This is a genomic window from Streptomyces sp. NPDC000941 (assembly GCF_053599555.1).
The window spans coordinates 1-24,589 of sequence record NZ_JBSFMM010000022.1 but is presented as its reverse complement, the minus strand read 5'-3'; the positions used below and the strand labels follow the sequence as shown (position 1 = coordinate 24,589).

The following is a 24,589-nucleotide window of genomic DNA, read 5'->3' as shown; positions in this document are numbered from 1 at the left end:
CGGGGTGGGGGTGCGGCGTGTGGTCAGGCGCCCTTCGTCGGCTGCTCCTCGTCGGCCGCGTGCGAGAAGAGTTTGAGCACCGGGACGCCCACCTTGTGCCGCGCCCGCGACGCCCAGTCCCGGTGGAAGAACTCCTCCACGAAGTGCGGCTCGGTCAGCACGATCACCTCGTCCGCGCCGGCCCGCTCGACCACCCCGCGCAGCGCGTCCAGCGGATGGCGCTGGACGACCTCCCCGCCGGCCTCGCTGCCCGCCGCGCGCAGGGCGGCGAGGGAGAGGCGCAGGGCGCGCTCGGCGGGCTCCAGCGCCTCCTGGCCCTCCGGCTCGTCGCGCTCCTGGACGGCGTGCTCCAGATCGCCGAGCGCGATGTCGTCGATCGCGCGCAACAGCCGGTCCTTGCTGCCCCGCGGCTGCATGAGCACGACGAAGGAGACCGCGTCGTCGCCGTGCAAGCTCGTGACGAATTCCACGTCGACGGGGCTCAGGGGCTTCTCGATCATCAATACGCTCGTGAACACTGCCGGCGCCCTCTCATGCGATTTATTCCGTATATCCCTTTTTTAACTAAAACCAATTATCGCCTTATTGCCGCTTGCGACGGTAGCTGGTGAAAAGAAACCCGGCGTCCTCCAGGACGGAAAAGAGGGTGAACCGTTCCGGTTCCACCAGCGACGGGCCCTTGACGATCCGCTCCGCGTCGCCCGCCGCGATCAGCGGGGCCAGCGACAGGCACAGCTCGTCCAGCACCCCGGCCGCCGCGAACTGCCCGAGCAGCTTAGGCCCGCCCTCCGACAGCAGCCGCGTCAAACCGCGCTCGGCGAGCGCGGCCACCACCCGCGCCGGATCCACCCCGGCCCCCTCCCCCGCCAGCACCACCTCGGCGCCCGCCCGCCGGGCCGCCGCCAGGCGGTCCGCGGGGGCCTGCGCGCCGGTCACCACCAGCGTGGGCACCAGCGGCTCGGTGAACAGCGGCAACGAGAAATCCAGCTCCAGGCTCGCGCTGACCACGGCGATCGCGGCCACCGGCGGGCGTCCCTGCGCCGCCCGCCGGGCGACGAACGCCTCGCGGGCGCGGGCCGGGCGGTAGCCCTCCCGGCGTACGGTCTCGGCGCCGACCACGACCGCGTCGGCCAGTCCGCGCAGCACCCCGAAGATCCGCATATCGGCGGCGGAGGACAGCTGCTGCGACCGCCCGTCGTGGTGGGCCGCGCCGTCCAGCGAGGACACCATGTTGGCCCGCAGCCAGGCCGTCGCGGGCCGCCCTCCCGGTCCGGCCGGGAGGTCCGGGAGGTCCGGAAGGTCCGGGTAGGCGTACGCGTCGGCCAGTTCGCCCAGCCCCCACTCGCGGTCTTCTCCCGAGGATGGTTCGGCGGGCGTTTCGGTCGGCAGCGGGAACAGGCGTCGCATAGGCCGCAGTGTGACATGCCTCCCTATCCGGCGGTGACCTCCCCCGAAGGGACTAGGCTCGGAGTTTGTGTCATCGCGAACCACCACGTCCGACAGGCCCGCGGGTCCGATAGCCGAGCAGACTCCTGCAGCCGAGCAGGCTCCTGCAGCCGAGCAGACTCCCGCCGCCCTCGCCTCCCGTAAGCCGCACGTCCCCGCCGAGCGTCTGGTGGCGGAGATGGTGCCGCCGCCGCGCTTCTCGACGGTGAGCTTCGACAACTACATCCCCGACGCGGGACAGCCCAGCCAGGCCATCGCCGTGAAGGAGCTGGCGGCCTTCGCCACCTCCGTCAGCGACGGCGACGGGGCGGCGGACGGCCGCCGCAAGAGCTGGTTCCGCCGGGAGACCAGGCCCGCCGCGCCGCGCGGCCCGCGCGGAATGTATCTGGACGGCGGCTACGGCGTCGGCAAGACCCATCTGCTGGCCTCCCTCTGGCACGCCACCGCGGCCCCGCCCGAGCGGAAGGCCTTCGGCACCTTCGTCGAGCTGACCAACCTGGTCGGCGCCCTCGGCTTCCAGCAGACCGTCCAGACCCTCAGCGGCCACCGGCTGCTGTGCATCGACGAGTTCGAACTGGACGACCCCGGCGACACGGTGCTGGTCTCCACGCTGCTCGGCAAGCTCGTCGACGCGGGCGTGGCCCTGGCCGCCACCTCCAACACCCTCCCCGGCAAGCTGGGCGAAGGCCGGTTCGCCGCGGCCGACTTCCTGCGCGAGATCCAGGGCCTGTCCGCCCGCTTCCGGCCGCTGCGCATCGACGGCGAGGACTACCGCCACCGCGGCCTGCCGGAAGCCCCCGCCCCGTACTCGGACGAGACCGTCACCCGCGCCGCGCACCGCACGCCCGGCGCCTCGCTCGACGACTTCCCCACCCTCCTCGAACACCTGTCCCGGGTCCACCCGAGCCGCTACGGCGCGATGTGCGACGGAATCGAGGCGGTGTGCCTGACCGGGGTCGGGCCGGTGCCCGACCAGTCGACCGCGCTGCGTCTTGTGGTGCTCGCGGACCGGCTGTACGACCGCGAGGTGCCGGTGCTGGCGTCCGGGGTGCCGTTCGACCGTCTCTTCAGCGAGGAGATGCTGCAGGGCGGCTACCGGAAGAAGTACTTCCGGGCGATCTCGCGCCTCACGGCGCTGGCGCGGGACGGGAAGCGGCTGGCGGAGTAGCGGGGGGCCGGCGGCTGGGCCTGGCGGCCGACGCGCAGGCGCTGTCGTTGATCGGATGGTTCCCGCGCGCGAATTCGCGTGATACACACATGCGGTCACATTTCCTGTCCGCCAACAGGGAGTTACCGCATGTCAGTAACGCGACGTCAGGTCCTGGCCCGCAGTGGTGCGGCCGGTGCCGCCATCGCCTTCGCAGGCAATATCTCCGAACTCTTCGCCGGTACGGCCGCGGCCGCCGAGCCCGGCCAGGAGGCCGCGGCCGGCTCGGGCGGCTACGGCCCGCTCGTCCCAGACCCCGACGGCCTGCTCGACCTCCCCGAGGGCTTCCGCTACCGGGTGCTGTCCCGCGAGGGCGACGAGCTGCGCTCCGGCGAGGGCAAGGTCCCCAGCAACCACGACGGTATGGCCGCCTTCCCCGGCCGGGCCGGCGGCCGGGCCGACGCCCGGGCCCGTACCCACCTGGTCCGCAACCACGAGAACCGCCCCACCGCCGCGATCCGCGTCCCCGCCGTCCAGGGCCTCACCTACGACCCCATGGGCATGGGCGGCTGCACGGCCCTCGAACTCGACGCGGGCAACCGCGTCCTCGCCGAACACGTCGCCATCGCCGGCACCGCCGTCAACTGCGCGGGCGGCCCGACCCCCTGGAACACCTGGCTGACCTGCGAGGAGACCGAGGACAAGGCCGGCACCAACGGCTACACCAAAGACCACGGGTTCATCTTCGAAGTCGACCCGTACGACCCGCGCCGCACCGGCGCCGTACCGCTGACCGCCATGGGCCGCTTCCAGCACGAGGCCATCGCGATCGACCCGCGCAGCGGAGTCGTCTACGAGACCGAGGACGCCTTCGACAAGCCCTTCGGCCTCTTCTACCGCTTCCTGCCGCACAAGCCGCTCGGCGGCACGGGGTCGCTGCGCGCGGGCGGCGAGCTGTACGCGATGCGCGTGCCCGGCGTACGGGACCTGTCGGCCGTCCAGGAGACCGGCACGTCCTTCCACGACATCGAGTGGGTGCCCGTCCCCGACCCGCTCGCCGAACAGACCCCCGTCCGGCTCCAGGACTTCGGCCCCAAGGGCATCACCCACGCGCAGAAGCTGGAGGGCTGCTACTGGGGCGGTTCGTCCGTCTACTTCGTCTCCAGCTTCGCCAAGAGCGCGGACGGCTCGGCCGCCGACCACTACGGACAGATCTGGCGGTACGACCCGCAGCAGAGCCGCCTCACCCTCGTGATCGTCTTCGGCCCGAGCACGGACGTGCAGCTGCCCGGCGAGTCACCCGACAACATCACGCTCGCGCCCAGCGGCGGCCTGATGGTCTGCGAGGACGGCAACGGCGCGCAGCATGTCTTCGGGCTGAGCAGGCGCGGGGAGGTCTACCCGATGGCGCGCGGACGCCAGAACCTCGGGACTCCGGAGAAGCCGGAGTGGGGTGAGTTCGCGGGGGTGACCTTCGCACCGGACCGGCGCACGATGTACGTGAACTGCTACACCCCGGGCACGACCTTCGCGGTGACGGGGCCCTGGCGCCACTGAGTCCGCAGGCCACGGCCTGAGACCACGGCCTGCTGCGGCTCAGCCGGAGCAGGCCGTGCGCTGGGCCTCCTGCCACTCGCAGACGGGGCACAGCGTGGCCCCGGGCCGCGACGCGGGGTGCTCGGTCGGCTCGCCGCACAGCACGCAGTCCGCGTACGGCGGGCCGACGTCGTCACCGTGCGGGCGCGCGGGGTGCGCATGGTGCGTGGCGCGCGTGGGGTCGTCCGTACGGTCGTCCATGCGCCCGACCCTACGCCGGTGCGCTCCGCGCCCCGCGCCCCCGCCAGGGCCTCAGGGCTCAGGACCGCCGTGAGCTGAGCACGCAGACCAGCGCGGTCGCCCCCGCGGCGGCCGCGCCGGTCATGGCGAGCGGCAGCAGGGGCAGCGTCACGGAGCCGGTCTGCGAGCCGCTGACCAGGCCGGTCACGGCCGCGTTCGCGGGCGACGCCGAGGCCACCAGCACCAGCAGCGAGGCGACCGCGGTGGCCTGGATGCCCCAGCCGGTGCTGAGCAGCAGCGGACGGCTGAACAGGGCGCCGATCGCCGCGCCCAGCAGAGCGCAGGTGAGGGCCGCGAGCAGCCCGGCGGCCGTCGCGTCCCAGCGTGAGACGTCGATCCGCTGGTCGGAGGTCTTCGGATCGCTGATCAACGCGACGAACAACGCCCCCACGACCCCGAGCCCGGCCGCGGCGGCGAGCCCGGTGACCACGGAGCTGAGATGCACCCGGGCGGGTCCGGCCGCCGCGGCGGCGCAGTTGCGCGCCGCGGCCGGCTCATTGTTGACGCATACCCGCACCAGCCACGCCGCGATGGGCAGCAGGGCGGCCGCGGCGTACCCGAAGGAGTCGAGAATCGGCTGCCCCGCCATCACGCCGATGGCCATGAACGCGCCATAGAGAACAACCGGCGGCACCCAACGCTGCGAGCGCGCCAGCAACGCGGCCTGATAGCGCAGCAGCGCGGGCAACGCGCGCCCGCCCGCCTCGACGCCGGCCGGCCCCGGTACGGGCACGCGGCCACCCGCCTCGTCCCCGGCCGACGCAGCATGCCCCGCGCCCCGCTTCTCCTCGGCCGCTACGGGCGTCACGGACGTCACGGCGCGGATGTGCCACGGCGGACGGGCGGTGAGGAGCGCGCGCAGCAGCGCGTCGGAGTGGTCGACGGCCACCGTCAGCCGTACGACGGGGGCTCCACCACCCGGCCCCCGCTCCCCGGCCGGGGCCCCCGGCAGCCCCTCCGGCACCGAAGCCCCGGGCGCCCCCTCGGCCTCCACGCACACGCGCGCCTCGGCACCGGGCACGTCACTCCCCGCCCCGCTCGTCGGCGGCTCCATCGCAAGCGCAAGTGGCGCGGCAGGCGTGGCCGGCGCCCGTACGAGCCGGGTGTCCGTGATGTGGAAGATCTCGTCGGCGGAGGAGGCCAGGCGGCGGGGGTCGTGGTCGACGTAGACGACCGTGGCGCCCGCGGCGACGCGGGAGGCGACCGCCTCGTCGAGGGTGGCGCGGGCGGCTTGGTCGAGGCCGGTCCATGCCTCGTCCAGGACGAGGAGGTCGGGGGCGGCCAGGAGGGCCTGGGCGACGGCGACCTTTTGGCTGGTGCCCTTGGACAGCTCGGCGAGTGGGGTGTGGGCGTGTCCGGCCGCGTCGAAGCGTTCCAGCCATTCCTCGGCGCCGTGCGCCGCCGCGGCGCGGCCGAGGCCGTGGACGCGGCCCAGGTGGGTGAGGTAGCCGAGGGCGGTGAAGGGGAGGTCCGCGGGGAAGCGCTCGGGGACGTATGCGGTGCGCGGCCGGGCGGTGATCCGGCCGGTGGTGGGGGCGTCGATGCCGGCGAGGAGCCGCAGAAGGGTGGACTTGCCGCTGCCGTTGCTCCCCGTCACCCGGATCAGCGAGCCCGGCCGCACCTCCAGGTCGACGCCGCGCAGCACCCATGCCCCTCGCAGACCGTAGCGGCGGCCAACTCCACGCAGTCTCATAACCGTTGACCCTATGCGGTCGAGGCCGTTCCGGGGGCATGGCTGGCGCGGGTGGCACACTGGGGCGCGTGACCAGCTCCGATACCCGTCCAGACACCCCCACCAGCCGCGACAGCTCCGACGACCGCGTCCGCACGACCGACCGGGACGCCGCGCCGCAGTTTGTGCTGCCCTTGGTGGTGCGCATCGAGAAGGCCGCTCCGCCCGCCCGTACGGACGCCCTCGAGACGGCGGCGCGCGCCGTGCTCGTTCTGCTGTCGGACGAGCGGGCGACGGCGCCGGACGGCGAGTGGGCCGAGGCCGTACGGAGCTGGCAGGACGCCCGGATCCGCAAGGTCGTGCGGCGGGCGCGGGGCGCGGAGTGGCGGCGGGCCGAGGGGCTGCCGGGGATCACGCTCGGCGGCCGGGCGGCCGTGGACGGCGGGCCGCCGGCGGCGGAGGTACGGGTGTTCCCCCCGGTGCCGCTCGACGGCTGGCCGAAGGACCTGGCCAAGCTGCAGGTCTCGGGCACCGACCTGGACGACCCCGAGCCGCCGTCCGCGCCCGGCCTCGCCGAGCCGGTGCTGTGGCTGAATCCGGAGATCACCATGTCGGCGGGCAAGGCGATGGCGCAGGCCGGGCACGGCGCGCAGCTCGCCTGGTGGGAGCTGGACGACGCCGCGCGCGCGGCGTGGCGCTCGGCGGGCTTCCCGCTGTCGGTGCGCACCCCGTCGGCGGACCACTGGGCCCGGCTGGTCGCCGACGGCGGTCTGCCGGTGGTGCGTGACGCGGGGTACACCGAGATCGCGCCCGGCTCGTGCACCGTCGTCGCGGACCACCCGGCCCTGCGCTAGCCCTGCCCGAGTCGGCGCCTGCGCCTGCCCCTTTACCGCTTGCCGCCCCCGCGGCGGATCGCGCGCGTCACGACCGGCGGCAGGACGTCCGCCGCGAGTTTGCGCACCGGGCTGCGCCTACGCGGCACAGGCTGAGGGGACGGCGCCGCCGCGGCGTCGGACTCGCGAACCTCGTCCGCGTAGCGGGACCGGGGCGCGGCCGGGTTGGGCGGGCGGCCCGAGAAGCGCAGCACCCGCTGCCCGGCGATCTGCTGCACGCTCAGATGCGTCCCGGCGCGCCACTCCTCATCCGCGAGCAGTTCCTCCTGCAGCGGCTCGGGGTCGCCCCATGTGCCGTAGAGCTTCTGGGTGGTCAGGCACACCGGCCGCAGCCCGCGCAGGAACACCGCCTCCCAGGTGGCGGCGGCCACGCCCGGGGTGTGCTCGGAGCGGAAGTCGTCCAGGACCACCACGCCGGTGGGCACCAGCGCGGTGTGGGCGGCGTCGATGTCGCCCGCCACGTGCTCGTACAGATGCGAGGCGTCGACGTGGACGAAGCGGCAGCTGTCGGCGGCGACGTGGCCCGGGACGAGGGAGGTGGGGCCCTGTACGACGGCGGGCAGTTCGTCGTGGAAGGCCAGGTAGTTCTGTTCGAAGGCGACCCGGGTCAGGGTGGCGTACGACTTCCGGGCCTCCGCCGCGTTCCGCTCGTCGGGCGCGGGCGCGTCGAAGAGGTCGCAGACGGTGAAGCGCTCGTCCCCCCTCAGATAGCCGGCGGTGAAGATGGCGCTCTTGCCCATATAGGCGCCCATCTCCAGCAGGTCGCCGCGCTGTCCCAGCCGTTTCTGGCGGGACAGGAAGCGGTCGAAGATCACTTGATCCAGGCTGGGGAACCAGCCTTTGACCTCGTGGAGGGTGCGGGGTCGCTGCGTCGCGCGCGGGGCGGTTGCCGTCATGGGTACTGTCCTCGGTCGCTTGCGGTGGGGGGTGACCGGCCGCCACGTTGGCAGCGGCAGGCAACATCGCGCCGTACCCGCTGTGACTTTTCTGTGACCGAAGCACCGTCAGCTCGGCCGGCCCGCGGGCAGCGTCAGAAGCGCAGGACCGCCGCTATGCGCTCATGTGCCGCCAGGGCTTCGTCCGGGACGAAGGCGACCTCCCCGCCCCGGTCCAGCGTGGTCTCGATGATCTCGTCCACGATGTCCTCCAGCACCGCCGTGCCCAGTTCGGCGGGCGAGATCTCCTCCGGGTCGACCGGAGTCAGATGCTCCCCGGTGGCCCTCACCGTCCGCTGGTAGTGCTCCTCGACGGCGAGCAGTTCGATCCGCCCCTCCCTGCACACCTGCCACACCTCTTCGAGCCCGGCGGCGAAGGCGCGGCGCCCCTGGGCCTGCCCGATGCGCTCCTGGACGCGCTCGGTGTTCCGCTCCGCCTGCTCCAACACGGCGGGGCGCAGCGCGTCGGCGAGGGCGCGGGCGGGGCCGTTGGTCAGCCCGCCCTTGACGACCTTGCTGACGGCCGCCTTCGACGCCGAGCCCACCTCCTCCAGGAGGCTCAGCGCGGGCGCGAGGCCGACCAGGTAGAGCGGGCGCGGGTCGGTGGCCAGCAGGGTGTCCAGGGCTGTGTCGACCTGCCGCAGATAGGTGCGGGTGCCCTCGTCGTCGTACGGTCCCGGCACATCGCCGACCCGTTCCTTGCGCTCGACGTCCTCGTTGTCCATCGGCTCGGGCTCCAGCGGGAAGCCCGCGGTCCGCTCCTCCTGGAGCGTGCCGTCGCTGCCGCGCCACAGCGCCGTACGGTCCACGGAGACGGCCAGCACCCAGTAGGGGCGGGTCCGCTCGCGCGCGGCGACGAGGTTGCGGGTCAGGAAGGTGTCGCTGAAGACGACGCGCTCGGGTGCGGTCCTCGGCAGGGCCCACACCTCCCATTCGCCCTTGGCCGCGGAGATCACCAGCGAGTCCAGGGCGTCGCGCAGATCCACGTCGGCCATGGCGCGGTCGAGCTGCCCGCTGATGTCGTAGCGGGCCTCGCGCGGCACGTCCGGATCCTCTTCAAGCCGGCGCTTGGCCTCGGCGATCAGATTGCGCAGCCGCACGGTGTCCGCCGGGCGGTAGGGCTCGCGGCGGTGGGTGGGCAGGGTGATGGTGACCGCGGGGTAGGGGCGCCTTGCGCGGAGGGCTGTCAGCGTGCGGGATGTCAGTCCGGTGGTACGCATCCGTTGCCTCTCGCCTTTCGACGTGTTTATCCAGCATCGCCCAGGACCGGCGGCGGCGCATCGCGGGGCGGAACGCGGCGGCGCGGCAAGGGCGGCACATCTCACGATGCGAATGTCGTCTTGGCTCCTTCGGCATGGACTGGTACGACTGGTGTCGTGCAGCTCACCTCACTTCTCGTGGCACGCCTCCACGTAGACCTCCGGCGCACCGCCAGCGCCACTTGTCGCGCCTGACGGCGTCTCTGAGCGTTCGCACCTCTTCTCCCTCTTCCTTCCGGTGACGCCTGTCCGCGTCGCCGTCCATGCCGTGGTTCCCCCGATGCTGTCCGACCCTGCCCTCGTGCCTCGCGCCTGCCCGTAGGCAGGCGACGGGCGCTTGCCGAGCCGCATCCGGTCACCCGCCCCTGCCGGAGCCCCCATGTCTGCCCTGTTGAAAGGCCGACGGCCCGCCGTCGGCGATCCCCTGCCGCATGCCCCGTCCGGGCCCTCACCCGCCGCGTCATCGGCCGTCGCGGCGCTGTCGCGCCGCGTCGCACTGCGGCTGCTCGCCTTGGTCGTGCTTCTCGGCCTCTGGCAGACGGCCGTCGCGCTGCAGCTGTGGTCCCCCGTCCTTCTGCCTTCTCCGAAGGCGGTGTTCGACGCCCTGGTCAGGACGTCCACCACGCATGACGGCGTCCGGGGTTACCAGGGGCACCTGCTCATCGAGCATCTGGGGGTCACCCTGCGCCGCATCGCCGTCGGAGCCGGCCTCGGCACGCTGGTGGGACTGGCCGCCGGGCTGCTGATGGGCACCGTGCCGTGGGTGCGGGTGGTCGTGGAGCCGTGGGTGGCGTTCGTGCGAACCCTGCCGCCGCTCGCGTATTTCAGCCTGCTGATCATCTGGTTCGGGATCGAGGAGGCCCCCAAGATCTGGCTGCTCGCCATCGCGGCGATGCCACCGGTGGCGGTCGCGACGGCCGCGGCCGTCGCCGCCGCTCCCCGCTCGCTCATCGAAGCCGCCGAGGCGATCGGTGCCCGCAGGGGCCAGGTCATCACCGCCGTTGTCCTGCCGTCCGCCCTGCCGGAGATCCTGGTCGGCATCCGGCTCGCGTTCGGCATCGCGTACTCCTCCGTGGTCGCGGCGGAAACCGTCAACGGCCTGCCTGGTATCGGCGGCATGGTCCGGGACGCCCAGCGTTTCAACCAGACCGACATCGTCATCCTCGGGCTGTTCGCCATCGGGATCTCCGGGCTGCTCATCGACGGAGCGCTGCGCGTGCTGGAGCACCGGCTGGTGCCCTGGCGCGGCCGTGCGTGAGCCGCCGGCCCTCCCCCTGACCGCACGTCATATCCGCATATCCATATGTCCACATCGAGGAAGAAGACAGACATCATGACCGGACACCGCAGTCGGCGCAGCGTCCTGACCGCCGCCCTGGGCATCGGAGCCCTTCCCGTTCTGAGCGCCTGCTCCGCCGACGCGGCCTCCGGGGGCGGGAAGAAGGCCGTCCGCATCGCCTACCAGGCCTTCCCCAGTGGCGATCTCATCGTCAAGGACCGCGGGTGGCTGGAGAAGGCACTGCCGGACCACCACGTCACCTGGACGAAGTTCGACTCGGGCGCGAGCATCAACACCGCGTTCCTGGCCAAGTCGGTGGACATCGCGGCGATCGGCTCGAGCCCCGTGGCCCGCGGTCTGTCCGCGCCCCTCAACATCCCCTACCGGGTGATCTGGGTACTCGACGTCGCCGGTGAGAACGAGGCGCTGGTCGCCCGCAAGGGCACCGGGATATCGGACGTACGCGACCTGACCGGCCACAAGGTGGCGACGCCGTTCAGCTCCACCTCCCATTACAGCCTGCTCGCCGCGCTGGACCGGTCGGGGGTCGACCCGTCCAAGGTCGACATCCTGGACATGGAGCCTCAGGACGTGCTCGCCGCCTGGACCCGCGGGGACATCGACGCCGCCTACATCTGGCTGCCGACCCTGGCGGAGCTCGAGAAGTCGGGCAGGGTGCTGGTCACCAGCAAGGAGCTGGCCAAGTCCGGAAAGCCCACCCTCGACCTCGGCGTCGCCGCCGCGTCGTTCATCCAGGCGCACCCCGAGGTGATCAGCGCCTGGCGCAAGGCGCAGGCCCGGGCCCTGGATCTGATCCATGACGACCCGTCCGCGGCCACGGCGGCGGTCGCGCGACAGCTGGGGATCAGTGCCAGGGACGCACGGGCGCAGCTCGACAAGGGGATTTTCCTCCGCCCCGCCGAGCAGGCGAGCGACACCTGGCTGGGTCGGCCGGGACGTGTCGGGCACCTGGCCGAGGACCTCCGCAGCGCGACCGCGTTCCTGGCCGACCAGAAGCAGATCAACGCGGTCCCCGGCCGGAGCACGCTGGTGAACGCCATTCATGTGAAGGGGCTCGCAGATGACGTCGCTCGGTAGGATCACCACCCCGCGGCGGGCCGAGCCCACGCCGACCGGCGCACCGGAGCCCCAGGCGATCTCGGTGCGCGACGTGACCCGGGTGTACGGCCGGGGCGCCTCGGCCGTCGGGGCGCTGGGGCCGCTCTCCCTCGAGGTCCCGCCCGGCGAGTTTCTGGTGCTGGTGGGCCCGTCCGGGTGCGGCAAGAGCACACTGCTGCGTCTCATCGCCGGTTTCGAGCGTCCCTCTTCCGGCTCCGTCGCCGTGCAGGGCGGGGCTCCGCGGCCGGGCAGGCAGGCCGGGGTCGTCTTCCAGCAGCCCAGGCTCTTCCCCTGGCGTACCGTCGGGGCGAACGTGGCCCTCGCGCTGCGCTACGCCGGGGTGCCCCGGGCGGAACAGCCCCGGCGCACCGCGGAACTGCTGGAACGGGTCGGCCTCTCGGAGACGGCGGACCGCCGGGTCTGGGAGATCTCCGGGGGGCAGCAGCAGCGGGCCGCGATCGCCCGGGCCCTCGCGGGCGGCAAGGGACTGCTGATGCTCGACGAACCCTTCGCGGCACTCGACGCCCTGACCCGTGAACGGCTGCAGGAGGACCTGCGCAGGGTGAGCCTGGAGACCGGCGCCACCTCGGTGTTCGTCACGCACAGCGTCGATGAGGCGGTGTTCCTGGCCACCCGGATCGTCGTGCTCACCGCCCGGCCCGGCACGGTCGCCCTGGACCTGCGGGTCGGCTTGCCACGCGACGGTGTCGACAGCGACGAGCTGCGCGGTCTGCCCGAATACGCCGCGCTGCGCGCACGGGTGGGGGCGGCCGTGCGCGCCGCCGCGGCCTGACGCCCCTTCGAACTCTTCTCTCGCCGGAACTCTTGACTCGCCGGTAACTCTTCACAGGAGGCATGGATGCCCATCGCAGACCTTCAGTCCACCACCGTCGTGGGGCTGTCCATCGAGCCACTGGGGCCGTCGTTCGGCGCTCGGGTGCACGATCTGGATCTGACCACGGCGGACGACGCGGAGATCGCGGAGATACGACGCGCCCTCGTCGCCCACAAGGTGCTGTTCTTCCCCGGCCAGCGCCTCGACCCCGACAGTCAGGTGGCGCTCGGCCGGAGGCTGGGTGAGACGACCGCCTCGCATCCGGTCGTGCCCGGGGTCGACGCGGACCACGCCGAGATATACGCGTTGGACGCGGCGGAGGACGGCTACGCGGACGTGTGGCACACCGATGTCACCTTCGTGCGCAGGCCGCCGATGGCTTCGGTGCTGCGCGCCGTTCAACTGCCGCCCACCGGTGGGGACACCAACTGGGCCGACCTGCAACTCGCGTACGACTCGCTGTCCGCCCCGGTGCGTGATCTGGTCGACCGGCTGACCGCGGTGCACGACGGCAGTCGTGCGTTCGGGTACTACCTCGCCCAGCGCGGCGGCGAAGGCAGCCAGTGGGAGGGGGAGCGGTACCGGTCCCTCGACCCGGTCGAGCACCCGGTGGTCCGCGTACACCCTGAGTCCGGGCGCAAGGGCCTGTTCGTGAACCCGGGCTTCACCTCCCACATCGTGGGCGTGTCGGACGCCGAGAGCCGGGCCGTCCTGGACCTGCTGTACGCGCATCTCCAGAAGCCCGAGCACATCGTGCGACACCGCTGGCACCCTGGTGACGTGGCGATGTGGGACAACAGGTCCACCGCCCACTACGCCAACCGTGACTACGGGGACTTCCGCCGCGTCATGCACCGCATCACCCTGCGCGGCGACGTGCCCGTCGGGCCGCCGGACACACATGTGCCGTGAACCCCTTGATACGGGGCCTGTGTGAAGAGACGGTAATTCTTCAGTGATACTGGTGAGCCGTACTGTCTCCGGGGGCGGGACCCGTGAAGGGGCTGAAGACCTTGAAGGCTTTGAAGGCGTTACAGCCGAGCAACGCCTATGGAGTGACGGGCCCCATGGGTGCCCTGGTCGCCGTGGGTGTCGTCGTCGCCGTTCTGCTCGCGGTGCTGCCGGGCGGCGAGGCGGACGGCTCGCCCGGGGAGAAGGCGCCGGTGGCCGGCGCGTCCCCCGCGCCGGCCGGGGGCGCCCCCGGTACCAAGAAGAAAAAGAGCAAGTACGCCGACTGGGACGGCAAGACCAAGGTGCTCGGGGACGGCTCCACCTCGTACACCGGGCCGCAGCCCAAGCAGCTCAAGCCCAAGCGGCTGAAACCCGGGGAGAAACCACCACAGTTCGTGGTCTTCTCCTGGGACGGGGCCCTGGAGAACGGCGACCACCTCTTCTCCCACTTCCGTGACGTGGCCAAGGAGAGCGACGCCACGATGACGTTCTTCCTGAGCGGCATGTATCTGCTGCCCAAGTCGAAGAGCGACCTCTACCAGCCGCCGCAGCACCAGCGGGGCTCGGCCGCGATCTCCTACCCGACCGATGAGCACATCCGGGAGACGCTGGAGCAGCTGAGCGGGGCGTGGCAGGAGGGCAACGAGATCGGCTCCCACTTCAACGGCCACTTCTGCGGCGCCAAGGGCGGCGAGGACTGGAGCACGGAGGAGTGGAAGAGCGAGACCGAGCAGGCGTATTCGTTTGTGAAGAACTGGAAGACCAACACCGGCTTCACCGATGTGGCCCCGCTGCCCTTCGACTACGACGAGGAGCTGGTGGGCGGCCGGGCGCCGTGCCTGGAGGGGCAGAAGAACCTGATCCCGGCCATCAAGTCCATGGGCTGGCGGTACGACGCGAGTTCGCCCGGCGACTTCCAGATCTGGCCGTCGAAGACCGACGGGATCTGGAACTTCCCGCTTCAGCTGGTGCCCTACCCGGAGAGCGAGAAGCAGGTCCTCTCGATGGACTTCAACTTCCTCTACAACCAGTCGGGCGACAGCACCGAGGGCGATCCGGCGAAGTACCCGGAGTGGGAGCGGCTGACCCGCGAGGGCTATAAGAACGGCTTCGAGCGCGTCTACAACGGCAGCCGGGCGCCGCTGTTCATCGGCAACCACTTCGAGACCTGGAACGGCGGCATCTATATGCAGGCCATCGAGGACGTGATGCGGGACGTATGCCCCCGCGAGGGCGTCGAATGCGTCTCGTTCAAGCAGCTCGCGGACTGGCTGGACGCCCAGGACCCGAAGGTCCTGGAGAAGCTGCGCACGCTGGATCCGGCGCAGTCGCCCGACTGGTCCACCTTCACGAAGGCGGAGTGACGGCCTTCATATAGCGCGTCCAGATGTCGATGGCGTAGGTGGATCCGGTGCCGGTGCCGGTGCCCGAGGTGGCGCCGCCGACGGCGTCGGGGGCCCCGGGGGTTCCGGAGGTCCCGGTGGTGCCGGATCCGCCGAGGCCGTCCAGGGGCAGCAGCTCCTGGGTCTTGGGATCCACCCGCGACAGCGACACGGCCGTCGACATCTCCTTCGTATACCCCACAAACCACGACGAGGTGTTGTCCTGCTCGGTACCCGTCTTGCCCGCCACATCGGAGCCGACCGCCGCGGCCGACCGCGCGGTTCCGCCCTGCACCGCCCCGTGCAGCGCGTCGTCCACCTGCGCCGCCACCTCCGGGCTGAACGCCCGGGTCGCGGGCTGCTTTTCGAGGGGCACCCGCTCGCCCTGGTGGGTGAGCCCGGTGACCGAGTACGGCGGGGTGTGCCGGCCCTCGGCCGCGAAGGTCCCGTAGGCGCTGGCCATGCGGATGGAGCTGGGAGTGGCCGTGCCGAGCGAGAAGGCGGGCACCCGGGAGCCGAAACTGCTGGGCAGCAGGCCCGAGTCGATGGACGCCTTGCGCACCCGGTCCAGGCCCACGTCCATGCCCAGCTGCATCATCGGGGTGTTGATCGAATCCACGATCGACTGCCGCAGGGTCACCTGCCCCCACGAGCGGTCTCCGTCGTTCCTGCCCCGTACGATCTGGCCGCCGCGGTCCCAGTACGGGCCCTCCGGCGTGCGCACGGCCACCTTGTCGTTGCCGTCGTAGACGCTGGTCGGGGACACGGGGGTGCGTGCGCCTTCGCGTTCGAGCTGGACGCCGTCGCGCAGGGCCGCGGCGTAGACGAAGGGTGTGAAGGACGTGCCGGCCGGGACGGTGGAGGCGTTGGCGTCGTTGAAGCCCTGTTCGAGATAGCCGGGGCCGCCGTAGAGCGCGGCGATACGGCCGTCCGGCGCTACGGAGGCGGCGCCGACCCGTACGTACCGGTCCTCCTTGCGGTCCTTCGGGTCGAGTCCGGCGCGCATCTTGTCCACCGACTTGGCGAGCTCATTCACCTTCGGCTTCTCGAAGGTGGTGTGTATCTGATAGCCGCCCAGGTCGAAATCGGCGTCGGATATGTCGGTGTGGGAGGACACAAACGCCCTCGCCGTCTCGACGAGATAGCCGACCTGGCCGGTCAGCCCCTCCGGTTTCGGGGGCGCCTTGGGATCCGGGAACTTGGTGTACTTGGCCCGCTCGGACTTGGAGAGCTTGCCGATCTGGACCATCCGGTCCAGGACCCATTTCCAGCGGTCCACCGCCCGGCGGTGGTTCTTGGCGCTGACCGTGGGGTCGAAGGTCCCGGCGCCCTTGAGCAGGGACGCCAGCATGGCACCCTCACTCGGGTTGAGCTTGGAGACGTCCTTGCCGTAATAGGCGTAGGCGGCCCGCTGAATGCCATAGGTGCCGCGGCCGAACCAGCTGGTGTTGAGATATCGCTCGAGGATGTCCTCTTTGCTCATCTTGTCGTCCAGCTTGATGGCGATGAACATCTCGGTCAGCTTACGGGAGAATGTCTGCTGCTGATTCAGATAGGCGTTCTTCACATACTGTTGGGTGATGGTGGAACCGCCCTGGGTCTCACCCCCCGTCACCATCCGGGTCAGGGCGCGCATCACACCGCTCGGCGAAACCCCGCTGTCGGAGTAGAAGCTGGCGTTCTCGGCGGCGAGCACCGCCCACTGCACCTTCTCCGGGACCTTTTTGAGGGGAACTTCCTGCCGGTTGACGGGTCCCGTACGGGCCATTTCCGTACCGTCCGCCCAGTAATAGACATTGTCCTGCTGGGTGGCGAAGTCGTTGAGGTCGTCCGGGATGTCGGTCTGCAGATACATATAGCTCAGCGCACCCGTCAGACCGCCGACGCAGAACAGAAAAAGCATGGCCATCTGCCGCCACGAGGGCAGCCAGCGCAGGGGGCCGCGCCTGGCCGCGCGGGGGTAGTCCAGCCTGGCACCACGGACGGCCCAGCGGCGCAGGGTCCACCACGTCGAGGTCGAACGCCCTTTGAAGCCCGGCATGTTGGGCGCCTTGATGGTCGGCGCCTTGCGGCTCGGTGCCTTACGGCGGTGTCTGCCCCCAGCGTTGTTGCTGCCCTGCACGTGTCCCCCACGATCCGCGCGCGGGGCGCGGCCAAAGATCTGATGGTCCGTCCCCCCGAAGACGACACGACCCTATGACGCTTTCCGAACATCTGTCGCCTCAGAGCACCAAATTTTTGTAACAGTGATGATATTCCGCGACGCGGATCACGTGCGCCACGCGCGACTCACAGGCGACTCATACGGGACTTGAGCGTGAACCCCCGAAGCTCAAATGAACCTCTGAACCGCACGGCTGCTGGGTTCGTCCTTCTCCAGCGGGGTCATCACCCCCAGACGACCCCCGGACAGGGGGACGGACGAGGAGGGGGAAGCCATGAGGCGCCTCGGAACCGGTATTGGATGGCGCCCGGAGATCGCCGATGACATCGAGCGGCTGCCGGGCATCGACTGGGTGGAGGTGGTGGCGGAGAACATCTGCCCGGGCCACCTCCCTGACGCGTTGGAGCGGCTGCGGGAGCGGGGGACGACGGTTGTCCCGCACGGCGTCTCGCTCGGCCTCGGCGGCGCCGAGCGGCCCGACGCGGGGCGGCTCGCGGCGCTCGCCGAGCGGGCGGAGGCGCTGGGCTCGCCCCTGGTGACCGAACACATCGCGTTCGTACGGGCGGGCGGCCCGCGTACCGCCTCGCCGACGGCCGAGGCCGGGCATCTGCTGCCCGTGCCACGCACCCGCGACGCGCTGGACGTGCTGTGCGAGAACGTCCGCATCGCCCAGGAGTCGCTTCCGGTGCCGCTGGCCCTGGAGAACATCGCGGCGCTGATCGCCTGGCCGGGTGAGGAGCTGACGGAGGGGCAGTTCCTCGCCGAACTCGTCGAGCGGACGGGCGTACGGCTGCTGATCGACGTGGCCAATCTGCACACCAACCACGTCAACCGGGGCGAGGACCCGGCCGTGGCCCTGGACGAGCTCCCGACCTCGGCCATCGCCTATGTCCATGTGGCGGGCGGGGTCGAGCGGGACGGGGTGTGGCACGACAGCCACGCCCACCCGGTGACCCAGCCGGTGCTGGATGTGCTGGCCGAGCTGTGCGCCCGTACGACGCCGCCCGGCGTGCTGCTGGAGCGCGACGAGAACTTCCCCGCGGGCGACGAGCTCGCGGCCGAACTCGACGCGATCCGGGCCGTGACGGCCAAGGCGGCGGTTGGGGTTTCCGGGGCTGTGGGGGTTTCCAGCACCGTTGGGATTTCGGCGGCTGTTGGGGACCCTGGGGCCGTTGGGATTTCCGGGGCTCCCGCCCGCAAGGTCCCCGAGGCCCGCGGGGTGCTGGTGGCGGCCGGGTCGGCGTCCGCGCCGCAGGCCGTGGAGGGCGCCCGGGAGCGGGTCGCGCTGGCCCAGACGTCCCTGCTGTCCTCGCTGGTCGCGGGTGCCCCCGCGCCCGAGGGGTTCGACCGGCGGCGGCTGGGGGTGCAGAGCCGGGCGCTGGCGGCCAAGCGGGCCGATGTGGTCGGGAAGGTCGCCCCCGAACTGCCGCGGATTCTGGGCGCGGACTACCGCCCGGCGTTCCTGTCCTATGCGCGGGGCCGCCCGATGACCGGCGGCTACCGCCGCGACGCCCTGTCGTTCGCCGAACATCTGCTGGCCGCCGAGCGGCCCGAGGACCCCGCGGCGCGGCGGGAGTTGACGCAGTGGTGGCGGGAGCGGTCGGGGCCCGCTCCGGTACGCCCCGGCCCCGCGGCGCGCCTGGCGCGGGCCGCCCGACGCGCGCTGCTCGGAAGGTGATGGAGATGAAGACGGAACTGGTCTATCTGGCGTTCGCCGCGTCGTCGGCGGCACTCATCATGGGTACGGTCCGTACCCGACGCTCGGGCGGCCCGGTGGCGGACGCCCGCGCACACGATCTGCTGGAGGCCGCCTTCCTGGAGGCAGGCCCGGCCCGGGTGGCCGACACGGTGATCTGCGCGATGCACACCGACGGACGGCTGGCCGTGGGCGGCCCCGGGGTGGTCTCGGTGCGGCAGCCGGTCGCCCGCAACGCGGTGGAGCAGGCGCTGCTCGAGGTGCACTCGCGCGCACCGCACGGCGGACTCACCCTGCTGCGCTCGGAGCTGATGCGCCATCCGGCGGTGCAGTCGATCGGCGACCGGCTCGCGGAGCGCGGGCTGCTGGTGCGGCCACAGCGGATCAACTTCTGGCGGCGCCTGGCCGCCGCCCAGACCGTCGCCGCGGTCGCGGGCGTGTTCCTGGGCATCTGGGGAACCTCCGTGGAGGACTCGGGAGGGTACAACGGCGGGCTTCCGCTGATCTTCAGGATTTTCCCGGCGCTGTTCGGCGGCTTCCTGGTCGGCGTCCTCTGCGGCGCCGCGAACAGGAAGCGGATCACGGCGGCCGGGAAGCGGGCACTGGCGGCGTACCGGCAGGACCTCGCCTACGTCTCGACCCAGCCGCAGGACGGCACCCCGTACCGGACCGGTACGCGGATGGCGTCGGTGGCCGAGACCGTCGCACTGGCCGGGGTGGGCGCGCTGGCCGCCGACGAACTGCTGCGGGACCACCTGCTGGAGGCGCACCGCGCCCAGACCGCCGCGGCGGCCTCAGCAGGGTCTTCCGCGTCCTCGTCCTCGTCCAGTTCCTCGGGGTCCTCGGGGTCCTCGACGTCCTGCGGGAACAACAGCTCGTGGTGCGGCAACTCCGGGGGCGGCGGCTCCAGCTGCGGCAGTTCCAGCTGCGGGGGCAGCTCCGGCTCCAGCTGCGGGGGCGGGAGCGGTGGCTCCAGCTGTGGCGGCGGCTCCAGTTGCGGTGGCGGGGGCGGCGGGGGCGGCGGCTGCGGGGGCGGCTGACCCGCCGCGTTCGCGGTGTTCGCCGTATTCGCCGCTTCACCATGTTCATCTGGGTTCGTCTGCTGAAATGCCCTGGCGTAAGGCGGGCCGGGTCGAGTACAAATCGGCCATGCTCTGGCTGTTGTTCCTGCTCGTCGCCTGTGCCGCCGCCGTCGCCTCCTGTGCCCGGCTGTGCTCGGCCGCCGTCGCCGCCGCCCAGGAGCCCGAGGGCGCCGGGGCCGGCCGCCGGGCCTTGAGCCTGTACGAGACGGCGTTCCTGTCCGGCGGTCCGCAGCGGGTCGGGGATCTGGCCCTGGTCGCGATGGACCGGCAGCGCCGGCTGCTGCTGGCGCACACCGGCTGGGTCACGGTGGTCGACCCGGACGGCCAGGACGAGTTGGAGCGCTCCGTCATCGCCGCGATAGGCCCGCACGGCCAGTCGCCCGTCCCTCCGGTGCGGGCCGCGCTCGCCGCTGCGGCGCCGGTTCGGGCGCTGGCCGACCGACTGGTGGCCGCCGGGCTCGCGGTGCCCGCGGCGGCGCGTACGAACGTGGCGGCCGCGGTCCGTCAGGTGCGGGCGGCGGCCGGCCTTGTCCTGCTCATGGGGGCGGCGGCGCTGCTGATCGTGGAGCCTGGGCCGGGGCGGGAGAAGGCGACGGCGTGGTTCGCGCTGCCGCTGCTGCTGACCCTCGGCTGCCTGGCGATAGCCCGCGTCGAGGCGCATCCGTACACCCGGTGGGCCTCGCCCGCCGGGCAGAAGCTGCTGGGCCAGGGGCGGATCGAGACGCCCCGGCCACGGCCCGCCCGGCCCGCCCGGCCCGCCTACGGCCGGGAGGGCGCCGACGCCGAGCTGCTGACCGTACTCGCGTTGCACGGCGCCTCGGCCCTCCCCGATCCCGCGCTGCGCGCGGCCTTCAAGGCGCATTGGGGTCATTGACCCCGACACCTCGGCGCGGTGCTTTACATGGCCGACCGCCACCCCAAGTATCCCTTTCGTCGCGGAATGACCGAACGCGACGGAAGACGAACGGATACGAGGGGGACGGCCCGTGAGAGCAGTACCGCTGTACGGCGTACTCGGGCCGCTGTCCCTGGCCCTGGCCATGGCCGCGCTGCTCGCCGCCCCGGCACCCGCCGCCACCGCCGCGACCGCGGTGACCGCCACCGCCCAGGCCCGCCACGGCGACACCGCCGAGGACCGGGGCGTGGCGGTCGCCGCCCGGCGCGCCGCCGCCCGCGGCATCGACTTCGGCCGCTGCGCACCCGGCGAGGAGCTGCCCGCAGCCGCCCGGTGCGGCACCTTCGAGGTGCCGCTGGACTATGCGCACCCCCACTCCACCCAGCTGTCCCTCACCGTCAGCCGGCTCCGCGCCACCGGCCCGCGGGAGCGTCACCAGGGCGCGCTGGTCTACAACCCGGGCGGGCCCGGCGCCTCCGGTATGGCGTTCCCCGCGTACGCCAGTGTGGCCGGGTTCCGGAAGGCCGCCGAGGCGTACGACTTCGTCGGATACGCACCGCGCGGGGTGGGCCGCTCGGCACCGCTGTCCTGCGCGGACCCGGCCGCCTTCGCCAAGTCGCCGACGAACTTCCCCGTGCACCCCTCCGCCGCCTTCAAGCGGACGATGATCAAGCGGGCCCGGGCCTACGCGGACGGCTGCGCCCGCCGTGCGGGCGGTGCCCTGCGCCACTACACGACCCTCAACAACGCCCGCGACCTCGATGTGCTGCGCGCCGCCCTCGGCGAGACGCGGCTGAACTTCGTGGCGGCTTCCTATGGCACGTACTACGGCGCCGTCTACGCCACGCTCTTCCCCCACCATGTGCGCCGCATGGTCTTCGACAGCGTGGTCGACCCCGACTCGCGGCAGATCTGGTACGGCAACAACCTGAAGCAGTCGCTGGCCTTCGAGCGGCGCTGGGACGACTGGCGCCACTGGGCCGCCGGGTACGACGACGTCTACCACCTGGGAGACACCGCGGCCGAGGTGTCCGCCTCGTACAAGAAGGCCCAGCGGCGGCTGGCGCGCCACCCGGCGGACGGGAAGGTGGGCACCGCGCAGCTCCAGGACGCCTATGCGCGCAACATCTACAACGACGCCTTCTGGGATATGAGCGCGCACGCGCTGGCCGCCTATCTGGGCGGCGACGAGGGGCCCCTGGTCGCGCTGGCCGCGCCCGACCCGGCCCAGGCCGCGTCCCAGGAGAACGGCAACGCCGTCTACACGGCCGTCCAGTGCAACGACGCGCCCTGGCCTCGGGATTGGGCCAGGTGGAACCGCGACAACAGCGCCCTGGCCCGCCGCGCGCCCTTCGAGACCTGGGTCAACGTGGCGATGAACCTGCCGTGCGCCTACTGGTCCGCGCCCCGGCAGCGGCCGCTGCCGGTGGGCCCCCGGGGCGGCGCGGGGCGCGGGACGCCGCCGCCGGTGCTGCTGCTGGCCGCCGAGCGGGACGCGGCCACGCCGTACGAGGGCGCCAAGGAGCTGCGGCGCAGGCTGCCGGGCTCATCGCTGGTGACCGAGCGCGGGGCGGGTACGCACGGGCTGTGGGGCGGCCCGAACGACTGCGTCAACGGGTACGTCGACACCTACCTGCTGACCGGGCGGACCCCGGGCCGCTCCGTGTCCTGCGCGCCGCGCGAGGCGCCCGAGCCCAGCGTCTGGGCGCCGCCGGGCCTTGAAACGCAGCCGGAAACGGAACCGGAAAGGGAAGCAGGGGCGGAGGCGACGCCGGCGGTGGGCGCGGCGGCCTGGTGACCGGCGGCCGCGCCACGGCGAGGGCGGTGCCGCCGATCAGGCCAGCCCGGCGACCAGCTCGGAGAGCGCCTTGCGCCGCCCGGTGTAGAACGGCACCTCCTCGCGCACATGCCGACGCGCCTCGGAGCCGCGCAGATGCCGCATGAGGTCGACGATCCGGTGCAGCTCGTCGGCCTCGAAGGCGAGGATCCACTCGTAGTCGCCGAGCGAGAAGGACGCGACCGTGTTGGCCCGCACGTCCGGGTAGCCGCGCGCCATCTTGCCGTGGTCCGCGAGCATCGCGCGGCGCTCCTCGTCGGGCAGCAGGTACCACTCGTAGGACCGGACGAAGGGGTACACGCTGACGTAGTCGCGGGGGGTCTCGTCGGCCAGGAACGCCGGGATGTGCGAGCGGTTGAACTCGGCCGGGCGGTGCAGCGCCATGTTCGACCACACCGGCTCCAGGGCCCGGCCCAGCTTGGTGCGGCGGAAGAGGTTGTACGCCTCCTGCAGCGCGTCGGAGGTCTCCGCGTGCCACCAGATCATGACGTCCGCGTCCGCGCGCAGCCCGGAGATGTCGTAGGTGCCACGCACCGTGACGTCCTTCGCGGCGAGCTGCGCGAACAGCTCCTCGACCTCGTCGGCGTAGCCGGTGCGGTCCTCGGGCAGGACGTCGCGCAGCTTGAACACCGACCACAGGGTGTAGCGGATGACCTCGTTGAGGTCCTTGGCCTTCTTACCGGCGTTGGGAACCTTGCCGGACGGGGCGGTCTCGGGGGCGGATGCAGCAGTCATGGTCCCTATTCTCGCTCTCCGCGCCCGGCGCCCCGCGCCTGGGTGGCGACCAGCAGTTCCAGCAGCTCATCGGCGGCGGTACGGGCGCTGGCGACGCAGGCCGGGATGCCCACACCGTCGTACACCGCGCCGCACACCCGCAGCGCCGGGAGCTTGGCGACCTCCGCGCGGATACGGGCCACGCGGTCGAGGTGGCCCACGGGGTACTGCGGCAGCCCGCCCTCCCAGCGGTTCACGCGGGTGGCGACCGGGCGCGCGGCCAGGCCGATGGCCTGGCCGAGATCGGCGAGCGACAGCCTTACCAGATCCTCGTCGTCCCGGCTCAGGTCCGCCTCGTCCTCAAACCGCCCGATCGAGGTACGCAGCACGAAGAGATCGGGGTCGGCCTCCCCCACCCAGCCCCATTTGCGGCTGGAGAAGGTGGCGGCCTTGATGGTGTGGCCGTCGACGGGCGGTACGAGGAAACCGCTGCCCTGGGCCAGCTCGGCCACGTCGGCTCGGCGGAAGGCCATGGTGATCAGCGCCATGGAGGCGTAGTCGACGGTGGCCAGCTCGGCGGAGGCGGCCGGGGAGTCGGCGGCGAGCAGCCGGGCCGCGACGGGTGCGGGGGCGGCGAGCACGACGGCGTCGGCCTCCAGCGTCTCGCCACGCTCGGTGACCACCGTCCACCGCGCCGCCCGCCCCTCCCCGGGGCTGTCAGAGCTGCCGGGGGCGGCGGTCGGGCGCAGCTCCCGTACGGGCTCGCCGGTACGGATCTCGCCGCCCGCGGCGCGCACCGCGTCGGCGACGGCGAGCGGAAGCCGCCCGATCCCCCCGTCGATACCGGTGAACACCGGGCCGGCCGGCGCCGCCGCGGCCCGCGCGGCGAGCGCCCGCGCACCCTCGGTCAGCGAACCGTGCGTACGGGCCGCCTCGAAGAGCGTGGGCACCGAGGCCCGCATCGACGTCCGGTACACATCACCCGCGTACACCCCGCCCAGCAGCGGCTCGACCAGCCGGTCCACGACCTCCCGCCCCAGCCGCGCGGCGACGAACTCGCCGAGAGCGACGTCCTCGCCCAGCTCCGCCGGCGGCAGCTGGGACTCCTGGGCGAGCCGCGCGAGCCCTTCGGCCGAGACCACACCGGAGGCGGCCAGCGGGGCCGGGTCCCCGGGCACGCCCATCACATGGCCCTTGGGCATCGGCCGCAGCCCGCCGCGGGTCCACAGCGAGGCGGTGGCGGTCGCGGGCGGCTGCAGCCGGTCGCCGAGCCCGACCGCGCGCGCCAGGTCCACGGCCTCGGGGCGGCGCGCGAGCATCGACTCGGCGCCGAGGTCCGCGGGGACGCCCGCGATCTCGCCCGCGTACAGCTTGCCGCCGAGCCGGCCGGACGCCTCCAGCACGGTCACCCGGGCCCCGCCGGTCAGCAGCCGATGGGCGGCCGCGA

At 72.4% G+C, this 24,589-nt stretch carries 22 protein-coding genes; 13 read left to right on the top strand and 9 right to left on the bottom strand.

Annotated features, from left to right (window positions below):
* Positions 1-23: 23 nt before the first annotated feature.
* Both ACWDSL_RS10235 and ACWDSL_RS10230 read right to left on the bottom strand, forming a co-directional pair.
* Positions 24-500 carry an indole-3-glycerol phosphate synthase gene (locus ACWDSL_RS10235; protein ID WP_450483635.1) on the bottom strand — a complete coding sequence of 159 codons (477 nt, stop codon included), beginning with the start codon at positions 498-500 and terminating at the stop codon, positions 24-26.
* Positions 501-582: 82 nt separating this feature from the next.
* Entirely contained in the window at positions 583-1,407 is an 825-nt protein-coding gene (locus ACWDSL_RS10230) for a pyrimidine reductase family protein (RefSeq protein WP_450483633.1), read from the bottom strand.
* A gap of 109 nt (positions 1,408-1,516) precedes the next feature.
* Between ACWDSL_RS10230 and zapE the strand changes: the two genes are divergently transcribed.
* Complete coding sequence (gene zapE, locus ACWDSL_RS10225) at positions 1,517-2,614, top strand: cell division protein ZapE (RefSeq protein WP_450483711.1); 1,098 nt, start codon at positions 1,517-1,519, stop codon at positions 2,612-2,614.
* A gap of 129 nt (positions 2,615-2,743) precedes the next feature.
* Positions 2,744-4,150 (top strand): PhoX family protein, encoded by a 1,407-nt coding sequence (locus tag ACWDSL_RS10220; RefSeq protein WP_450483631.1) that lies wholly within the window; start codon positions 2,744-2,746, stop codon positions 4,148-4,150.
* A 39-nt stretch (positions 4,151-4,189) separates the two neighbouring features.
* Here ACWDSL_RS10220 and ACWDSL_RS10215 read toward each other — a convergent pair whose 3' ends face one another.
* Both ACWDSL_RS10215 and ACWDSL_RS10210 read right to left on the bottom strand, forming a co-directional pair.
* Positions 4,190-4,390 (bottom strand): hypothetical protein, encoded by a 201-nt coding sequence (locus ACWDSL_RS10215; protein ID WP_398528674.1) that lies wholly within the window; start codon positions 4,388-4,390, stop codon positions 4,190-4,192.
* 58 nt (positions 4,391-4,448) lie between these two features.
* The gene (locus ACWDSL_RS10210) at positions 4,449-6,122 is read right to left on the bottom strand and encodes an ATP-binding cassette domain-containing protein (RefSeq protein ID WP_450483629.1); all 1,674 of its coding nucleotides are present in this window, start codon (positions 6,120-6,122) and stop codon (positions 4,449-4,451) included.
* A gap of 38 nt (positions 6,123-6,160) precedes the next feature.
* Here ACWDSL_RS10210 and ACWDSL_RS10205 point away from each other — a divergent pair, with 38 nt between their 5' ends.
* The gene (locus ACWDSL_RS10205; protein ID WP_450483627.1) at positions 6,161-6,955 is read left to right on the top strand and encodes a peptidyl-tRNA hydrolase; all 795 of its coding nucleotides are present in this window, start codon (positions 6,161-6,163) and stop codon (positions 6,953-6,955) included.
* A gap of 32 nt (positions 6,956-6,987) precedes the next feature.
* Here the strand turns inward: ACWDSL_RS10205 and ACWDSL_RS10200 are convergent, their stop codons facing one another.
* Together ACWDSL_RS10200 and ACWDSL_RS10195 are read right to left on the bottom strand one after the other, a co-directional pair.
* Positions 6,988-7,890, bottom strand: coding sequence for a class I SAM-dependent methyltransferase (locus ACWDSL_RS10200; protein ID WP_450483625.1), 903 nt, complete (start codon positions 7,888-7,890; stop codon positions 6,988-6,990).
* A gap of 134 nt (positions 7,891-8,024) precedes the next feature.
* Positions 8,025-9,149 carry a baeRF3 domain-containing protein gene (locus ACWDSL_RS10195; RefSeq protein WP_450483623.1) on the bottom strand — a complete coding sequence of 375 codons (1,125 nt, stop codon included), beginning with the start codon at positions 9,147-9,149 and terminating at the stop codon, positions 8,025-8,027.
* Between ACWDSL_RS10195 and ACWDSL_RS10190 the strand changes: the two genes are divergently transcribed.
* The 6 genes from ACWDSL_RS10190 to ACWDSL_RS10165 all read left to right on the top strand — a co-directional run bounded on the left by ACWDSL_RS10190 (position 9,060) and on the right by ACWDSL_RS10165 (position 14,736).
* A complete protein-coding gene (locus ACWDSL_RS10190) occupies positions 9,060-9,383 on the top strand; it encodes a putative leader peptide (RefSeq protein ID WP_450483621.1) in 324 nt (107 codons plus the stop codon). The genes ACWDSL_RS10195 and ACWDSL_RS10190 overlap by 90 nt on opposite strands.
* A 184-nt stretch (positions 9,384-9,567) precedes the next feature.
* Positions 9,568-10,446, top strand: coding sequence for an ABC transporter permease (locus tag ACWDSL_RS10185; protein ID WP_450483619.1), 879 nt, complete (start codon positions 9,568-9,570; stop codon positions 10,444-10,446).
* Positions 10,447-10,521: 75 nt separating this feature from the next.
* Positions 10,522-11,565, top strand: a complete 1,044-nt coding sequence (locus tag ACWDSL_RS10180; protein WP_450483617.1) for a taurine ABC transporter substrate-binding protein — start codon at positions 10,522-10,524, stop codon at positions 11,563-11,565.
* Positions 11,549-12,379 carry an ABC transporter ATP-binding protein gene (locus ACWDSL_RS10175; RefSeq protein ID WP_450483615.1) on the top strand — a complete coding sequence of 277 codons (831 nt, stop codon included), beginning with the start codon at positions 11,549-11,551 and terminating at the stop codon, positions 12,377-12,379. The genes ACWDSL_RS10180 and ACWDSL_RS10175 overlap by 17 nt, the downstream gene beginning before the upstream one ends.
* A gap of 66 nt (positions 12,380-12,445) precedes the next feature.
* The gene (locus tag ACWDSL_RS10170) at positions 12,446-13,333 is read left to right on the top strand and encodes a TauD/TfdA dioxygenase family protein (protein ID WP_450483613.1); all 888 of its coding nucleotides are present in this window, start codon (positions 12,446-12,448) and stop codon (positions 13,331-13,333) included.
* A gap of 155 nt (positions 13,334-13,488) precedes the next feature.
* On the top strand, positions 13,489-14,736 hold the full coding sequence (locus ACWDSL_RS10165; protein ID WP_450483611.1) for a hypothetical protein: 1,248 nt from the start codon (positions 13,489-13,491) through the stop codon (positions 14,734-14,736).
* On the opposite strand, the gene ACWDSL_RS10160 is transcribed toward ACWDSL_RS10165, so the two are convergent.
* The gene (locus tag ACWDSL_RS10160; RefSeq protein ID WP_450483609.1) at positions 14,720-16,795 is read right to left on the bottom strand and encodes a transglycosylase domain-containing protein; all 2,076 of its coding nucleotides are present in this window, start codon (positions 16,793-16,795) and stop codon (positions 14,720-14,722) included. The two genes, ACWDSL_RS10165 and ACWDSL_RS10160, sit on opposite strands and share 17 nt — an antisense overlap.
* 397 nt (positions 16,796-17,192) lie before the next feature.
* Here ACWDSL_RS10160 and ACWDSL_RS10155 point away from each other — a divergent pair, with 397 nt between their 5' ends.
* The 4 genes from ACWDSL_RS10155 to ACWDSL_RS10140 all read left to right on the top strand — a co-directional run bounded on the left by ACWDSL_RS10155 (position 17,193) and on the right by ACWDSL_RS10140 (position 22,389).
* Positions 17,193-18,596, top strand: a complete 1,404-nt coding sequence (locus ACWDSL_RS10155) for a multinuclear nonheme iron-dependent oxidase (RefSeq protein WP_450483607.1) — start codon at positions 17,193-17,195, stop codon at positions 18,594-18,596.
* Between the two features lie 5 nt (positions 18,597-18,601).
* Entirely contained in the window at positions 18,602-19,654 is a 1,053-nt protein-coding gene (locus tag ACWDSL_RS10150; RefSeq protein WP_450483605.1) for a TIGR04222 domain-containing membrane protein, read from the top strand.
* A 109-nt stretch (positions 19,655-19,763) separates the two neighbouring features.
* A complete protein-coding gene (locus ACWDSL_RS10145; protein WP_450483603.1) occupies positions 19,764-20,570 on the top strand; it encodes a TIGR04222 domain-containing membrane protein in 807 nt (268 codons plus the stop codon).
* Positions 20,571-20,682: 112 nt separating this feature from the next.
* Positions 20,683-22,389, top strand: coding sequence for an alpha/beta hydrolase (locus ACWDSL_RS10140; protein WP_450483601.1), 1,707 nt, complete (start codon positions 20,683-20,685; stop codon positions 22,387-22,389).
* A gap of 36 nt (positions 22,390-22,425) precedes the next feature.
* On the opposite strand, the gene hemQ is transcribed toward ACWDSL_RS10140, so the two are convergent.
* A complete protein-coding gene (gene hemQ / locus ACWDSL_RS10135; protein WP_450483599.1) occupies positions 22,426-23,163 on the bottom strand; it encodes a hydrogen peroxide-dependent heme synthase in 738 nt (245 codons plus the stop codon).
* 5 nt (positions 23,164-23,168) lie between these two features.
* On the bottom strand, positions 23,169-24,589 hold a 1,421-nt coding region (hemG, locus tag ACWDSL_RS10130; protein ID WP_450483597.1), incomplete at its 5' end, for a protoporphyrinogen oxidase.

Coding starts and splice junctions, on each gene's coding strand:
- ACWDSL_RS10235 (WP_450483635.1), bottom strand. CDS start 500: ATGATCGAGAAGCCCCTGAGCCCCGTCGACGTGGAATTCGTCACGAGC.
- ACWDSL_RS10230 (WP_450483633.1), bottom strand. CDS start 1,407: ATGCGACGCCTGTTCCCGCTGCCGACCGAAACGCCCGCCGAACCATCC.
- ACWDSL_RS10220 (WP_450483631.1), top strand. CDS start 2,744: ATGTCAGTAACGCGACGTCAGGTCCTGGCCCGCAGTGGTGCGGCCGGT.
- ACWDSL_RS10215 (WP_398528674.1), bottom strand. CDS start 4,390: ATGGACGACCGTACGGACGACCCCACGCGCGCCACGCACCATGCGCAC.
- ACWDSL_RS10210 (WP_450483629.1), bottom strand. CDS start 6,122: ATGAGACTGCGTGGAGTTGGCCGCCGCTACGGTCTGCGAGGGGCATGG.
- ACWDSL_RS10205 (WP_450483627.1), top strand. CDS start 6,161: ATGGCTGGCGCGGGTGGCACACTGGGGCGCGTGACCAGCTCCGATACC.
- ACWDSL_RS10200 (WP_450483625.1), bottom strand. CDS start 7,890: ATGACGGCAACCGCCCCGCGCGCGACGCAGCGACCCCGCACCCTCCAC.
- ACWDSL_RS10195 (WP_450483623.1), bottom strand. CDS start 9,149: ATGCGTACCACCGGACTGACATCCCGCACGCTGACAGCCCTCCGCGCA.
- ACWDSL_RS10185 (WP_450483619.1), top strand. CDS start 9,568: ATGTCTGCCCTGTTGAAAGGCCGACGGCCCGCCGTCGGCGATCCCCTG.
- ACWDSL_RS10180 (WP_450483617.1), top strand. CDS start 10,522: ATGACCGGACACCGCAGTCGGCGCAGCGTCCTGACCGCCGCCCTGGGC.
- ACWDSL_RS10175 (WP_450483615.1), top strand. CDS start 11,549: ATGACGTCGCTCGGTAGGATCACCACCCCGCGGCGGGCCGAGCCCACG.
- ACWDSL_RS10170 (WP_450483613.1), top strand. CDS start 12,446: ATGCCCATCGCAGACCTTCAGTCCACCACCGTCGTGGGGCTGTCCATC.
- ACWDSL_RS10165 (WP_450483611.1), top strand. CDS start 13,489: ATGGGTGCCCTGGTCGCCGTGGGTGTCGTCGTCGCCGTTCTGCTCGCG.
- ACWDSL_RS10160 (WP_450483609.1), bottom strand. CDS start 16,795: ATGCCGGGCTTCAAAGGGCGTTCGACCTCGACGTGGTGGACCCTGCGC.
- ACWDSL_RS10155 (WP_450483607.1), top strand. CDS start 17,193: ATGAGGCGCCTCGGAACCGGTATTGGATGGCGCCCGGAGATCGCCGAT.
- ACWDSL_RS10150 (WP_450483605.1), top strand. CDS start 18,602: ATGAAGACGGAACTGGTCTATCTGGCGTTCGCCGCGTCGTCGGCGGCA.
- ACWDSL_RS10145 (WP_450483603.1), top strand. CDS start 19,764: ATGCTCTGGCTGTTGTTCCTGCTCGTCGCCTGTGCCGCCGCCGTCGCC.
- hemQ (WP_450483599.1), bottom strand. CDS start 23,163: ATGACTGCTGCATCCGCCCCCGAGACCGCCCCGTCCGGCAAGGTTCCC.